Raw genomic sequence first — 13,265 nt, 5'->3', positions numbered from 1 at the left:
ATGCGGGAGGTCCCGGATGAAGCGAAAGATCATCGAGATCGACGAGGAAAAATGCACCGGGTGCGGGCTCTGCATACCGGACTGCCCGGAAGGAGCGCTCCAGATCATCGACGGGAAGGCAAGGCTCGTGAGCGATCTCTTCTGCGACGGGCTCGGCGCCTGCATCGGGACGTGCCCGGAGGGGGCGATCTGCGTCGTCGAGCGGGAGGCCGGGCCGTATGACGAGAAGGCCGTGATGGCGAAGATCGCACCGCAAGGAGAAGCGGTCGTCAGGGCGCACCTCGAGCACCTCCTCGGCCATGGGGAGGAGGACCTGTACCGCGAGGCAATCGAGTACCTGACCGCGAACGGCATTCCGGTCCCCCAACACGACACCGCGGCAGATCGTGCTGCGTGCCCGGGTTCCGCCGCGGTGAGCCTTCCGCGAGGGGAGACTGCGGCGAGAGAGCGTGCCGGCCGGATAGAGTCGGAACTGAGGCAGTGGCCGATCCAGTTGAAGCTCCTGAACCCCGCAGCCTCATACTTCGACGACGCAGATCTTCTCATCTCCGGGGACTGTGTTCCTTTTGCATACGCGGATTTCCACCGTGACTTTCTGCGCGATAAGATCGTGATCCTGTTCTGCCCGAAACTGGATGCGGATGTCGAGGGGTACGTCACGAAGCTTGCGGAGATATTCTCGCAGCACGCGATCCGGTCGATCACGGTCCTGCATATGGAAGTGCCCTGCTGCAGCGGGGTGCGATATGTCGTGGACGAGGCCCTGAAACGCTCGGAAAAGGAGATCCCGGTGAAGGAGCACACCATACTGATCAGCGGGCGGGTTGCGGAGGAGGGGGAGAGGACGATCGGGCGACGGGGGTCCGGGATGGGTCACGGGTCCGACCTCACCGCCGCGAGACGTACCGGCTCCCCTTCAGGTAAAACCGGAGGGGGAGGTCCGCCGCCTTCGTGATCCCGATCCGGGTCGTCTGCACGATCTCCCCGGGGAATCCTTCAGGGCGGCGGCCGGGCAGGCTGTCTGGCGATCCGACCTGGAGAGGACCGTTGTACAGGGAGGTCCCGTTCAGGTCCATGGTGATGTCGAGCGCCTGCGTCAGCTTGCCCGGGCCGCTCGCGAGCGAGACCGGGTCGTTCATCCCCCGCCTCTCCTGTATCAGGTCGAGCCCAATGGCCGGCTCGAGAGCCCGGATCAGGACCGCCTCCCCCGCGCCCTCCGATCCGGTCACGATGTTGACGCAGGTGTGCAGACCGTAGATCAGGTAGACGTAAGCATGGCCCGGCGGGCCGAACATGACGCTGTTCCTCTTCGTCTCTCCCCGGTACGAGTGGGCCGCCGGGTCCCCCCTGAGGTAGGCCTCGACCTCGACGATCCATCCCATCGTCGTTGTCTCCTCCCGGTGCACGAGCAGGCACCCCAGCAGGTCCTTTGCAACGGTCACGGTATCGCGTTCGTAGAACGAGGGTGGAAGGATCATGGCGACTCCTGTCTTCTCTTCCCTGCAAGGTCTCTTCCGCCTGCCCATCAAGGTTCCGGACGGGAGAGGCCGCTCCCTGAATGGGTGCCTCCGGGCCGGTATCCCTGCGGCCTCCACAACCCTGATGCACACGCGCGCAAGTCCGCGTCGGGCTCCCTGTCCGTGAGATCGTGCCGCCGGTCACAGCGGCCGGGGTCGGATATCCTTTATCCTCACGCCGTATGCCAGAACCGACTTGCATATATCTCCTCTGAGCAAACAAGTCATTGCCGGCCTTGCTACAGCGGCCGGAACGACTCTCGTGAGGTAACTACATGCCTGAATTTGCACAACCGTTTGCCGGAAACAATATCGACCGGATGATGAGCCACAACGAACTCATCCGCGCCGTGCGCTACACGATCGCCGCCGAGTTCGAAGCCATTCAGCTCTACAACCAGATGGCCGACGCAACCGACAATGAACTGGCCCGCGAGGTTCTGCGGGATATCGCCGATGAGGAGAAGGTGCACGTCGGCGAGTTCTATCGCCTGCTTATCGAACTGGACCCCCGTGAGAAGGAGTTCTACCAGAGGGGTGCGGAAGAGGTCGAAGAGGAGATCGAGAAACTCCGGGCAAAGGCATAGATACCCAGCGGGCACCGTGATCGTCGGGTGATCCGCGTATCCCTTCAACCTTTTTCCTGCGTATTCTGTTGCCGTATCCTATGATCCGGGTCAACGGGATCTCCGATGTGCGGATGAAATTATGATGCCCGCCCGTCGTCCCGGTTCCCGGGTTCATCGAGGTCTTCATCCGGATCATCGCCGTCGGCGTCGCATAGGGAGGAGCCTGCGTTGCCCGCCGGGAATCGCCCTCGGGGCAATTCATCCCCGGCTTCCCTGCAGTGACCTAAAGGATAAATACTTGCGGCGCTTCACATTGAAACGTTAACACTACCCGGTAATCAGCCCCAATCACAGGTAGGTTTTGGATATGAAGAAAGGATTTGTAGCAGATATCGAGACTGAGACGGTAAAGAACACCGATTTCCGCAGAGTCCTCTATACGGGGAAGTTCAGCCAGCTCGTGCTGATGAGCCTGAAGCCCGGCGAGGAGATCGGCGAGGAGGTGCACGACGATGTCGACCAGTTCTTCCGGTTCGAGGAAGGAGAAGGAGCTGTCGTGATCGACGATGTGAAGCACGCCGTCAAGGACGGCAGCGCCGTGGTCGTGCCGAGCGGCGCGAAACACAACGTCCTGAACACGTCAAAGACCGCCAATCTCAAGCTCTATACGATCTACTCGCCGCCCGAGCACCAGGACAAGGTCGTGCGAAAGACCCGCGAGGAGGCCATGGCCCGGGAAGAGCACTACGACGGAAAGCCGACGGAGTAACTTTTCCTCGCACCGCTCAAAAACAATCTTTTTTTTCGGCCGCTGCTTTCGGGGTCGTGTCGCCCGGGTTCTCCTTCCGACCATCGGGCAGTCGCCGCAGGCATCTCCCCGAACGGTGAAACCTCCTCAGCTCCGTTCGATCTCGCCGCCCGCCTCGCGGATCGTCGTCTCGATATGCTCCAGCAGACCGGTGTCGTGGGTGGCAAAGTCCAGCATCGAAAATCCCCCCACGAGGGGAATGGGCTTGAAGATCACGAGCGGCGATTTTCCGCCTTTTTCCGGGTTCTCGCCCGGGGCGGTGACGGCGGTCGTTCCATCCCCCCAGACGGCGAGGTTCCCGTAGCCCTGTGCATCCCATAGTTTCTGGATGATCTCACGTGTATGCAGCATTTTCTGTTCCCGGAAGAAAAGGTGTGAAGAGGGGACATCAACCTTCCGGCACGGTAGTGCCGCAACGTATGCGCGGGCCGCTTTCTTACCTCACCGGCGGGGCCTCGGCTTCCCTGCCCTCCGCCGGGGGCGTTTGTTCTCCCGTAAAGAGGTGGTCGACGCCCAGAATTGTGTTCACCCAGGCCCAGTCGTCGCTGAACTGGAGGATCATCAGGACGATGAGGGTGAGCGGAACGGCGAAGATCATCCCGGCAACGCCGAGAGCCCATCCCCAGAAGATGACCGAAAGAATGACCACGAGGGCGGGGATATCGAAGCGCCTCGATGCGAAGTGTGCGAAGATAGGGTTCTCCACCAGCGCGTTCAGGACTGCGACGGCTGCAATCACCGCGATCGCGCCCCAGAGCCCGAACTGGAGCCAGGCAAAGAAGATCGCCGGGAGTGCCGCGACGATAAGGCCGATGTAGGGGATGTAAGCAAGCAGAAACGTCAGCACTCCCCAGAGTGCGGCTGCGTGCACCCCCGTGACCCAGAGGAACGCGCCGAAGAGGAAACCGTGGACGAGGTTTGCCTCGGTCCTGACGATGACGAAGTCGATCAGGAACCTGCTCATGCGGGAGAATCCCTCGACACTCTCCGGTCTGTTCGTCACCCTCCGTATGCGCTCGGGCATTCGCGGTGCCTCGATGAGCGTGAAGATTGTCGTTACCGCTATGAAGAAGAGGTAGAGGAGAAGGTCCGCGATACTTATGGCGGACGAAGAGAGAAATCCGGCAAATCCCTGCAGGTTAACCGAAGAAGGGGAGAACGAGCCCGTATCGATCCCGTACCTGTCCAGGAGTGTGAGGATCTCGGATAGCCTGGCGGTCAATTCCCGCTGGTAGAGAGGGAGGGCCGATATCAGGTTTTCAAATGAGAAGAAGACGAGATAGCAGATCAGCAGGACTGCAACGCAGGCGATGACGGTGACCGCACCGACGGCGGCGATCTCCGGCAGACCCCTCGACCGGAGCGCTTTCGTCGCGGGATAGACGATCATGGCGAGGATCAACGATACGACGATGATGGTGATGATATATGCGAGCGCCTGGATTCCGATGATGAGGAATACTGCTGCCGTCAGCAGGAGTATGGTGCCCGCGGACCGGGGGAGAATTGGAGTGTCTGCCATCCTGAGTGACGTGTTTTAGCGATAACTATATTAATGCCGCGAAATGCAACGGAGGTTGCCGGACCGACAGCTCCGGCAGTTGACGCATTTATCTGCGTCGTCGTCCCCGATGCCGGGACGACGTCCGTCGCCGGCGGACTTCGGCACCCGTCCTCTCGATTGCTCACGCCGGGTTCTGCCGGGACGCCGGCACGGATCGAGGGGACATCCCCGCCACCGTCGAAGGGCTGCGGGCGGTGCTGTTGCCGATGAGGTCTCGCAGGGCCGGCAGCGGAAAGTCTCCGCCCGAATGATTGGAGGATCAGTATTAAAGTGCCGCAAGCGTGATTCGTATTCATAGATGATACTCACCCTCGAACTCCTGCTTGTCGGCATAGCGTTGCTCTTCCTGATAAGTATCGTTGCAAACAAGTTCTCGGAGCGGCTCGGCGTTCCCGCACTCCTCATCTTTCTCATCGTCGGGATGCTGGCGGGCTCGGAAGGTCCGGGCGGCATCCCGTTCGACGATCCGGCGCTTGCGCAGATCATCGGGATCATTGCCCTTGCATACATCCTCTTCTCCGGCGGTCTTGATACCCGGTGGGAGCAGATCCAGCCCGTTCTCTGGCCGGGTATCGCCCTCTCCACGCTCGGCGTTGTCCTGACCTCAATTCTGCTCGGCGCATTTGCCGTCCTGGTCCTCGGGTTCCCCCCGCTTGCGGGCTTTCTCCTCGGCGCGGTCGTTTCGTCCACCGATGCGGCGGCGGTCTTCTCGGTCCTGAGAACGGCAAGAGCGCGCCTTCAGGGAAACCTGCGGCCGTTCCTCGAGCTTGAGTCGGGCAGCAACGACCCCATGGCGATCCTCCTCACCACCGGTATCATCGGCCTGATCCTCATCCCGGGCTCATCGTTCTTCACTCTCATCCCGATGTTCGTGCAGCAGATGGCAGTCGGCGGCCTTCTCGGCTACGGGATAGGACAGGCCATCGTCTGGCTCCTCAACCGTCTCAAACTGGAGTCCGAGGGACTCTACCCGGTGCTCACCCTCACGATGGTGTTGCTGACCTACGGGCTGACCGCCACCGTCGGAGGAAATGGGTTCATTGCGGTCTATATCGCCGGGCTTGTCATGGGCAACAGCATCGTCGTTCATAAAAAGAGCCTGATCCGGTTTCACGACGGGATCGCGTGGCTGATGCAGATCCTGATGTTCCTTGCGCTCGGCCTCCTTGTCTTCCCCTCGGAGCTCCTACCGGCGATCGTTCCCGGCCTTCTCGCCGCCATCTTCCTGATCCTGGTTGCACGGCCGGTTGCCGTCCTGATCACGCTGCTCCCCTGGAAGATGCCGATGAACGAGAAGGCCCTGGTCTCCTGGGTGGGGCTGCGGGGTGCCGTCCCGATCATCCTCGCGACCTATCCGCTTGTTGCGGGCGTGCCGAACGCGGAGACGATCTTCAATATCGTCTTCTTCATCGTCCTCGTCTCGGCGCTTGTTCACGGGACGTCGATCCCCTCCGTCGCCCGCTGGCTCGGTCTCGCCGCCCCGCTTGAGGAGACGCGGAGACTCTCCCGGGAATTCGAGGTGGACCCCGACACGCCGAGCGAGCTGCTCGAGCTGGTCATCCCTCCCGACGCCCCGGCGGTGGGAAAGCAGGTCGTCGACCTCGGGTTGCCGAAAGGCGCCCTCATCATCCTGATGCAGAAAGGGGACGAACGCTTTGTCCCGGGCGGCAGCACGATCATCGAAGCCGGGGACACGCTCCTCCTCCTGACGACGGACGACCTGGCGGAGATGGTCCGCGTCAGACTCATCAGCGGTGAGGGGCCGGCGGACGTCTCCGCCCCCGAAGCGTGATGCACGAACCTGGCGCCTTCCGGTGTCCGCACGAGACAAAACCCCTCTCCTGCGCCGCACCGTTTCCGCAGCGGAATCCCACTGAGGGCACGGTCGGGGCGCCCCTATCGCCGTAGCTCTACGAGGGTACCTCCGGAGCGATCCGGCCTGCCACCGGCGTTTTTCGACTTAGAGTTGCCCGGGATCTTCACCGGGATCCGCCCGGGTGCGACCGGGTATGCCTCACTTTTATAATAATGTTTATATATTATGTTGAGTTTACCCCCCTCGGGAATTGTATGAGAAAACCCCGATTACCTGTAACCTATCTGGTAGTTTTCATTGTAGCGGTCATCTCGATTGCCGTGATCGCCACTGCAGCTCCTCAGGCTGGAACCTTGACCAGCGGCGAGCCGGGCATGCCCGGTCTCACCAGAGCACTTGAAGTTTTCCCGAATAACCTTTCACATGCAGATATATCCGGCAATCGGATCGTCTATAGCGACTATAGGAACGGAAACTGGGACATCTTCCTGTTCAACCATACTTCGGGCAGGGAGTACCAGCTCACGAACGACTCCTACGACCAGATGAACCCCACGATATCCTGCGACCTGGTTGCCTGGTATGACAACTCCACCGGGTCGTGGGACCTCGTTCTCCTCAAACTCCACGGTGACGATGCAGCCTACCAGGTCTGCACGGGCCCCGACGAGGGGCGGCCGGGCTGTCCCGCGGGAGTGGTCTGTCCGCCGACCTCCACTCCGACCTCCACTCAGGCACCCACTCCGACGCCCGGGCCCGGCAACTGCTCCTGCAGGGCGAACTTCACCTGGAACCCGGAGAGCCCTGCCGTCAACAACACGGTTAATTTCACCGGCAATACCACGGTCTCGGGAGACTGCAATGTCCGGACATGGGCCTGGGACTTCGGCGACGGGGCAACCGGCGACGGTGAGACCGTCAGTCACGCTTACACCGCGGAAGGAGCCTACACGGTCAGACTGAACGTGACCCTCGACGACGGAACGAGATGCAGTGCGTCCGAAAACGTCAGTGTCTCACCGCTTCCCGTCGACAACTGCTCCTGCACGGCAGACTTCACCTGGAGCCCGCAGAGCCCCGGCGTCAACGACACGGTCGACTTCACCGACCAGACATCGGTCGACGGGGACTGCGCCATCCAGGCATGGGTGTGGAGTTTCGGCGATGGGGCGACCGGTGAGGGCGAGACCCCCGGTCACGCTTACACCGCGGAGGGAACCTACACGGTCAGGCTGAACGTGACCCTCGATGACGGCACAGCATGCAACACGTCTCGCGACGTCACCGTCTCGCCGCCACCGGAGGAGAACTGCTCCTGCACGGCAAGCATCGCGAAAGACCGCGAACAGGCCGACCCCGAGCAACCGGTTGCCTTTACGGGCTCGGCTACGGTCGACGGGGACTGCAACGTCCAGACGTGGGCCTGGGACTTCGGCGACGGAGCGACCGGTGAGGGCGAGACCGCCAGTCACGCCTACGCAGCGGAAGGAACCTACACGGTTACGCTGGTGGCGACGCTTGACGACGGCACCACCTGCCAGGCAACGACGGATGTCACGGTGGTTCCTCCTCCGGAGCCCTGCTCCTGCTCGGCAAGCATCACGACAGACGGGAATTCGTTCCGCGGCAACGTCGATATCCAGGGTGACTGCAACGTCCAGACGTGGGCCTGGGACTTCGGCGACGGAACGACCGGCAGCGGCCAGGACGTCACCCACGATTACACGTCGGAAGGGACCTATACGGTCACGCTGGTCGTGACGCTCGACGACGGGAACACGTGCCAGGCGACAAGCCAGGCCTTCGTGGTCTTCTAAATTCGTAAAAAAGCGGCGGGGAGAAGAACCTCCCCGCCCTCTTCTGAAGGCGCCCGGATTCGTCCCGGTTTCCGATATACACGGGGCGGGGGTCACGCCCCGACGGCCGCAGCCCCGAAGGTCTCCTCTTCGAGGTTGTCGGCGTGAACCTCGTCGCGGCTTAAGATGGCGAGGACGACGACGGCAAGCGAGACCGCAAAGACGGCGACGAAGACAAAATCGAACCCCGTCGAAAGCACTTCTATCCTGATCTCGGCCGGAGAGGACGCCGTGACGTGGCGATGCGACGCGACCGTGAGCATCGCCTGGACAAAAAGCATGCTGATGAAGGAGATGCCGAGGGTTATCGGGCCGGTGCGCTCCACGGAGATGAGGCTCGAGATCATGCCCTGCCGGTCGCGGGGAGCCATGTTCATCACCATGTTCGTGCCCGGCGAGAGCATGAGGCCGAGACCGAACCCCACGGCGGCGAGTGCGCCGCTGATGTAGTATATCGTGCTCTCTGCCGAGAAGAAGTGGAACATCAGGTACCCGGCGGAGACTGCGAGCGCGCCGGCAATACAGAGCCTCCTGTTCCCGATGCTGTTTATGAGCATGCCGGAGAGGAAGCCGCTTGCCATCATGGCGAACGAGAGCGCGGTGAGGACGAGCCCGGAGGTCGACGGGTCAAAGCCCTTTACCAGTTCGAGGAAGAACGGGAGGAGGTAGTTGACGCCGCCGAAGAGGAAGTAGGAGAGGGCGAGCATGAGGTTGACGTAGAGGAAGTTCCGGTTCCCAAAGAGCCGGAAGTCGAGCAGCGGGTCGGCCGTCTTCTGCTCGTGAAGGACGAGGTACCCGAGCGCGGCGCCTGCAGCCGCGAGTGCCGCAAGAATCGTCGGGTCGGTCCAGCCGAGCGCGGACCCTTCGCTGACGGCGTAGATGAGGGATCCGAGCCCGACGAAGATCAGGACCGCACCGAGCCGGTCGAACGGCGAGGGCGTGCCGGTTGCCGTCCGGCCTGCCGGTATCGCGTATGAGCCGAGCAGGATGGCCGCGATCCCGACCGGGACGTTGATGAAAAAGATCCAGTTCCAGGAGAGGTACTGCGTCAGGATTCCACCGAGGATCGGGCCGGCCGCGGTCCCGAACGCTGCAAACGTCGTCACGACTCCCATCGCCTTCCCTTTCATCTTCATCGGGAGAAACGCCGCGACCAGGGCCGGTGCGATGGCGGCGATCATCGCTCCACCGATTGCCTGGAGCACTCTTGCCCCGATCAGCACCCCAAACGAGTCGAAGGCCTCCGGGAAGAAACCGCAGAAGAACGAGCCTGCTGTGAAGACACCGAATCCGGCGAGAAATACGGTCTTGAAACCGATCCTGTCGGCAACCTTGCCAAAGACGAGGATTGAGCCCGTCAGCACCAGCAGGTACGTCGTTGCAACCCAGCTGACCGTTGTTGAAGGGAGGTCGAAGATCGTCGATATCGTTGGGAGGGCGATGTTCACGATCGTCCCGTCAAGCGACGTCATGAACATCGCAAGGGCGATCGAGACCATGAGCAGCGTGTACCGCTGCTGTGAGGCGTTGCCGTCCGTCTGATGCATACTGAATGTGTTTGCTGTTTGGATTAAGATATTTTGGAAAGGATCTCTCCCCCGATTCCCGAATGGGGTCGAGAAGATTGTGCACGCAGGGATTTCACGACCGCATGGGGCTAAAAATCCGTCGGTCTCTACGGATCACTCCTTCGGCCGCAACGGGCAGCAGGCGTTGTCGCATCCCGGGCAGACGCGGCGAAGGATCAGGAAGATGCCCGTGCCGGCAAGCACCCAGAAGAGTGCGAACAGTTGGATCTGCGAGAGCAGCCAGTACTGGGGAACTGCGGCGATAAGGAGGAGTGCAACCGAGACTGCGGCGATCTCGACGGCCGTATACTTCCCCCGCCGGGCCGGAAGGAGGGCTGCAACTCTGCCGGGAAAGAAGTGGATGCACCCCTCCCCCCGCATCGGGCATTTCGTGCAGAAGACTGCGATGACCGCCCCGGAGAGGAGGGCGGCGACGGCGAGGTACGCCGGAGCGTACAGCGGAGAGACGAAGCTTATTGCGACCGTTCCGATGATGACCGCCCCTGCAAGCAGCGTGAGGGCAAAGACGCCGACGGCGACGGTTTTCATGCACAGGGTATCAGCGGTGAAGGTGATTGGTTTTCCTCGCGGGCGACGGCACCCTTGCGCTCACGAACCTGAGTCCCGGTCCCGCTCCGCCCGCTTGAGCGTGAACCGGAACGCCGCCCCGTCCTCCGGACGGTCGGGCACGCAGTCCTCGATCCAGATCCTCCCTCCGTAGCGCTCGATGACCGTCCTGCATATGTAGAGCCCGAGCCCGTCGCCCTTCCCCCGGGCTTTCCCACGCTCGAACCGGTGGAAGAGTTTCTCCTTCACATCGTCGGGCACGCCGGGTCCGTCGTCTTCCACCGAGACCAGCACCTCGCCGTCCCGCTCCTCCGCCCGGACGACGATCTCCACGTCAGGGCCGCCGAACTTGACGCTGTTGCCGATGAGGTTCGTAAAGACTGTGGAGAGAAGGTTGTCCGCCAGGACCTCGAGCGTCGGGACCTCCTGCCGAATCGATGCTCCGCGGAAATTTCCGATCTCTCCATCGATGATCGCGTTGAGGCTTACAGGCGCAAATTCCGCCGATTCCGTGTGGATCCGCCGGAACGCCGCCACGTTCATGAGGATCTCTGTGCTCCGCGCGATGCCGTCGTGGAGTTTTTGAGCGTAGGCCCTCTCGGCCCCCTCGAGCAGGTCGAGCATGAGGTCGGCGTAGATGCCGGAGACGTTGTTTGCGTTCCGGATATCGTGCGTCATGATGTCGAGGTAGAGGTTTGCCTCCCGGTGCGCCTCCTCGAGGCTGGCGATCAGCCTGTTGCGCTCCTCCTCGGCCCGCTTTCGGTCGGTGATGTCGCGTGCGTTCACGATGAACCCCCGGGTGCTCCCCTCCCGGAGCAGGTTTGCACCCGTAACGTCGAGGAATATCCACCGCCCGGCAGAGTCCCTGACCCTGATCTCGAAGGTGAGTCTCGCCGAAGGCTGGGCCGTCCCGGTCCTCATCGCTTCCGCTACCTTCAGCGTGTCATCGGGATGTACGAGGTCGAGTACATTCATGCTGATGAGGCCATCGGGGTCGTAGCCCCCGAGCCGCTTCACGGAAGGACTCGCGTAGGTGATGCGCCCTTTTGTATCGAGGAGGAGGATGATGTCGGACGCGTTCTCGATGAGAGAACGGAAATGCACTTCGCTCTCCTGCAGGGCCCGGTTGAGACGGACCAGTTCGTCCCCTTTTTGCCGGAGCTGCTCGGTGGTGTACTGCAGTTCTTCGTTCTGGACCTCCAGTTCTTCGGCGGACTGCTGCAGCTGTTCCAGGAGTTCCTGCTTCTGTGCTTCCGCCCGCTTCAGCTCCGTAATCTCCGTTCCGACGGCGATGGCTCCGGTGACGTCGCCCCGTGCATCCCGCAGGGGGGTCTTTGTGGAGTAAAAGATCCGGTCGCCGCCCTCTTCTTCGAAGGTCCCGGTTATCCCGGTCTCCATCACGCGCTGTTCGTTGGCAACGAAAGGTCCGCCGACTTCCTCGCCGACGAGTTCGATTGCCGATCTGCCGAGCACTTCGCTGGCCGGCCGGCCCATCATCCGAAGCACGGCAGGGTTGCACATCACAAAACGGCTCTGTCGGTCTACAGCGTAGATAGGGGCTGGCGTGTTCTCGGTGATGGCGTTAAGGAGGGCGTTGGCTTTGCGCAGTTCGTCGGTGCGTTCGATCACGCGCTCCTCGAGCGTCTCGTTTAACTTCTGCAACGCTTCCTCGGCCCGTTTGCGCTTGGTGATGTCGATGCCCACCTCCAGAATGTGGAGTGAACCGTCCGCTTCGATGAAGGGGAAGTCGAAGATGTCGTAATCGCGGTTGTCCGGGCCGGTCCACTCCCAGTGGTGGGGCGCCTTCGTCTTCATGACGCGGTAGGACTCGCAGTTCTCGCAGGGCTCCGTGAGTCCAAAGAGGTACTCGAAGCAGCGCCGGCCGCCGGAATCGCCGAATCGCTCCCGGAAGAAGCGGTTCGCGAAAGGCACGTGATAGTCCGGCGAGTGCAGTATCACGTACGTCGGCAGCGTTTCCAGGACATCATAGAGACGTTGCCGCTCTGTCTGCACCGCCTCCTGCGCCCGGGCGCGCTCGGCGACCTCGGCCTCCAGGGCCTCGTTCGCCTCCCGGAGTTTGAGGGTGCGTTCCAGAACGCGCCTTTCCAGTTCGTCGTTCGCTCTCTGCAGCGCCTCTTCGGCCCGCTTGCGCTCGGTGATGTCCTGGCCCTGGGCGATGACCGATGAGACCGTTGCCAGATCGCTCCCGTATATGGCGGCGGAGTTCCACAGGACGGTCCTGATACTGCCGTCCGCCGTGAGTATGGGGATCTCGACGGTCTCCCACCGATCCCCGGCCGTCGTCTTCCTGATGAGGTCCATCAGTTCTTCCCGCCGGGCTTCGGGGAAGAGCATTGCCGGGGACCGACCGACGACTTCGCCCGCGGTTCGACCCGTCAGCCGCTTGAAGGCGTTGTTGAACCTGGTGATCCTGAGGCCTGCGTCCCAGACGATGATGGGGGCGTTCGCGTATGTGATCAGGTTCTCCAGGTACTGGGTCGTTTCGCGCAGCGAATGTTCGTTCCTTCCCAGTTGGTCCAGGTTCTGTCGCAGTTCCTCCTCTACCGTCGTCAGGTCCTCGTAGGCATCGTTGAGCTCCCTGTTCTTGCGGGTCAGCTCCTGTTCGATGCGGTTTCGCTCCTGCGCGTAGCGTATCGACCGCACGAGCGACGGACCCGTCAGCCGGCCCTTCACGAGATAGTCCTGCGCTCCTTTCTGGAGTGCAGCAAGGCCTGTCTCTTCGTCGTCAAGCCCGGTCAGGACCACGGTGGGGATGCCCGGCGCATTTCCCCTCACGGTCCCGACCGTTCCGATACCCTGGCTGTCCGGGAGATGGAGGTCGAGAAGGATGAGATCGATCCCTCCCTCGTGCAGGATGGAGAGCGCGGACGAGAGGTATTGTGCGGATTCGATCTCAAGATCAAGCCCGGGGGAATCCGCGAGCAGTTCCCGTATCAATTCCAGATCTGCGGGGCTATCCTCGACCACCAGGATCTTCAT

The 13,265-nt window shown here is 61.9% G+C and carries 11 protein-coding genes; 5 read left to right on the top strand and 6 right to left on the bottom strand.

Features of this window, described 5'->3' with window-relative positions; genetic code table 11:
• Window positions 1–16 precede the first annotated feature (16 nt).
• Complete coding sequence (locus DIC75_RS11280; RefSeq protein ID WP_250988136.1) at window positions 17–955, top strand: ATP-binding protein; 939 nt, start codon at window positions 17–19, stop codon at window positions 953–955.
• On the opposite strand, the gene DIC75_RS11275 is transcribed toward DIC75_RS11280, so the two are convergent.
• Window positions 888–1,478, bottom strand: coding sequence for a DNA-3-methyladenine glycosylase (locus DIC75_RS11275; RefSeq protein WP_250988135.1), 591 nt, complete (start codon window positions 1,476–1,478; stop codon window positions 888–890). The two genes, DIC75_RS11280 and DIC75_RS11275, sit on opposite strands and share 68 nt — an antisense overlap.
• Before the next feature lie 314 nt (window positions 1,479–1,792).
• Here DIC75_RS11275 and DIC75_RS11270 point away from each other — a divergent pair, with 314 nt between their 5' ends.
• Both DIC75_RS11270 and DIC75_RS11265 read left to right on the top strand, forming a co-directional pair.
• A complete protein-coding gene (locus DIC75_RS11270) occupies window positions 1,793–2,104 on the top strand; it encodes a ferritin family protein (RefSeq protein ID WP_250988134.1) in 312 nt (103 codons plus the stop codon).
• 349 nt (window positions 2,105–2,453) lie between these two features.
• Window positions 2,454–2,855, top strand: coding sequence for a cupin domain-containing protein (locus tag DIC75_RS11265; protein WP_250988133.1), 402 nt, complete (start codon window positions 2,454–2,456; stop codon window positions 2,853–2,855).
• Window positions 2,856–2,981: 126 nt separating this feature from the next.
• Here DIC75_RS11265 and DIC75_RS11260 read toward each other — a convergent pair whose 3' ends face one another.
• On the bottom strand, window positions 2,982–3,245 hold the full coding sequence (locus tag DIC75_RS11260; RefSeq protein WP_250988132.1) for a hypothetical protein: 264 nt from the start codon (window positions 3,243–3,245) through the stop codon (window positions 2,982–2,984).
• A gap of 85 nt (window positions 3,246–3,330) precedes the next feature.
• Window positions 3,331–4,416 (bottom strand): AI-2E family transporter, encoded by a 1,086-nt coding sequence (locus tag DIC75_RS11255; RefSeq protein WP_250988131.1) that lies wholly within the window; start codon window positions 4,414–4,416, stop codon window positions 3,331–3,333.
• Window positions 4,417–4,756: 340 nt separating this feature from the next.
• On the opposite strand from DIC75_RS11255, the gene DIC75_RS11250 reads away from it, so the two are divergent.
• Window positions 4,757–6,250, top strand: a complete 1,494-nt coding sequence (locus tag DIC75_RS11250) for a potassium/proton antiporter (protein ID WP_250988130.1) — start codon at window positions 4,757–4,759, stop codon at window positions 6,248–6,250.
• A gap of 278 nt (window positions 6,251–6,528) precedes the next feature.
• The gene (locus DIC75_RS11245; protein ID WP_250988129.1) at window positions 6,529–8,091 is read left to right on the top strand and encodes a PKD domain-containing protein; all 1,563 of its coding nucleotides are present in this window, start codon (window positions 6,529–6,531) and stop codon (window positions 8,089–8,091) included.
• A gap of 92 nt (window positions 8,092–8,183) precedes the next feature.
• On the opposite strand, the gene DIC75_RS11240 is transcribed toward DIC75_RS11245, so the two are convergent.
• From DIC75_RS11240 to DIC75_RS11230, 3 genes are all read right to left on the bottom strand, one after another.
• Window positions 8,184–9,677 (bottom strand): DHA2 family efflux MFS transporter permease subunit, encoded by a 1,494-nt coding sequence (locus DIC75_RS11240; protein ID WP_250988128.1) that lies wholly within the window; start codon window positions 9,675–9,677, stop codon window positions 8,184–8,186.
• Between the two features lie 135 nt (window positions 9,678–9,812).
• Window positions 9,813–10,247 (bottom strand): hypothetical protein, encoded by a 435-nt coding sequence (locus DIC75_RS11235; protein WP_250988127.1) that lies wholly within the window; start codon window positions 10,245–10,247, stop codon window positions 9,813–9,815.
• Window positions 10,248–10,307: 60 nt separating this feature from the next.
• On the bottom strand, window positions 10,308–13,265 hold the full coding sequence (locus DIC75_RS11230) for a PAS domain S-box protein (RefSeq protein WP_250988126.1): 2,958 nt from the start codon (window positions 13,263–13,265) through the stop codon (window positions 10,308–10,310).

It is taken from the genome of Methanoculleus oceani, assembly GCF_023702065.1.
Classification (GTDB): Archaea; Halobacteriota; Methanomicrobia; order Methanomicrobiales; family Methanoculleaceae; genus Methanoculleus; species Methanoculleus oceani.
Note: the sequence above shows the minus strand (reverse complement) of the source record. Positions and strands in the feature narration are given on the sequence as shown.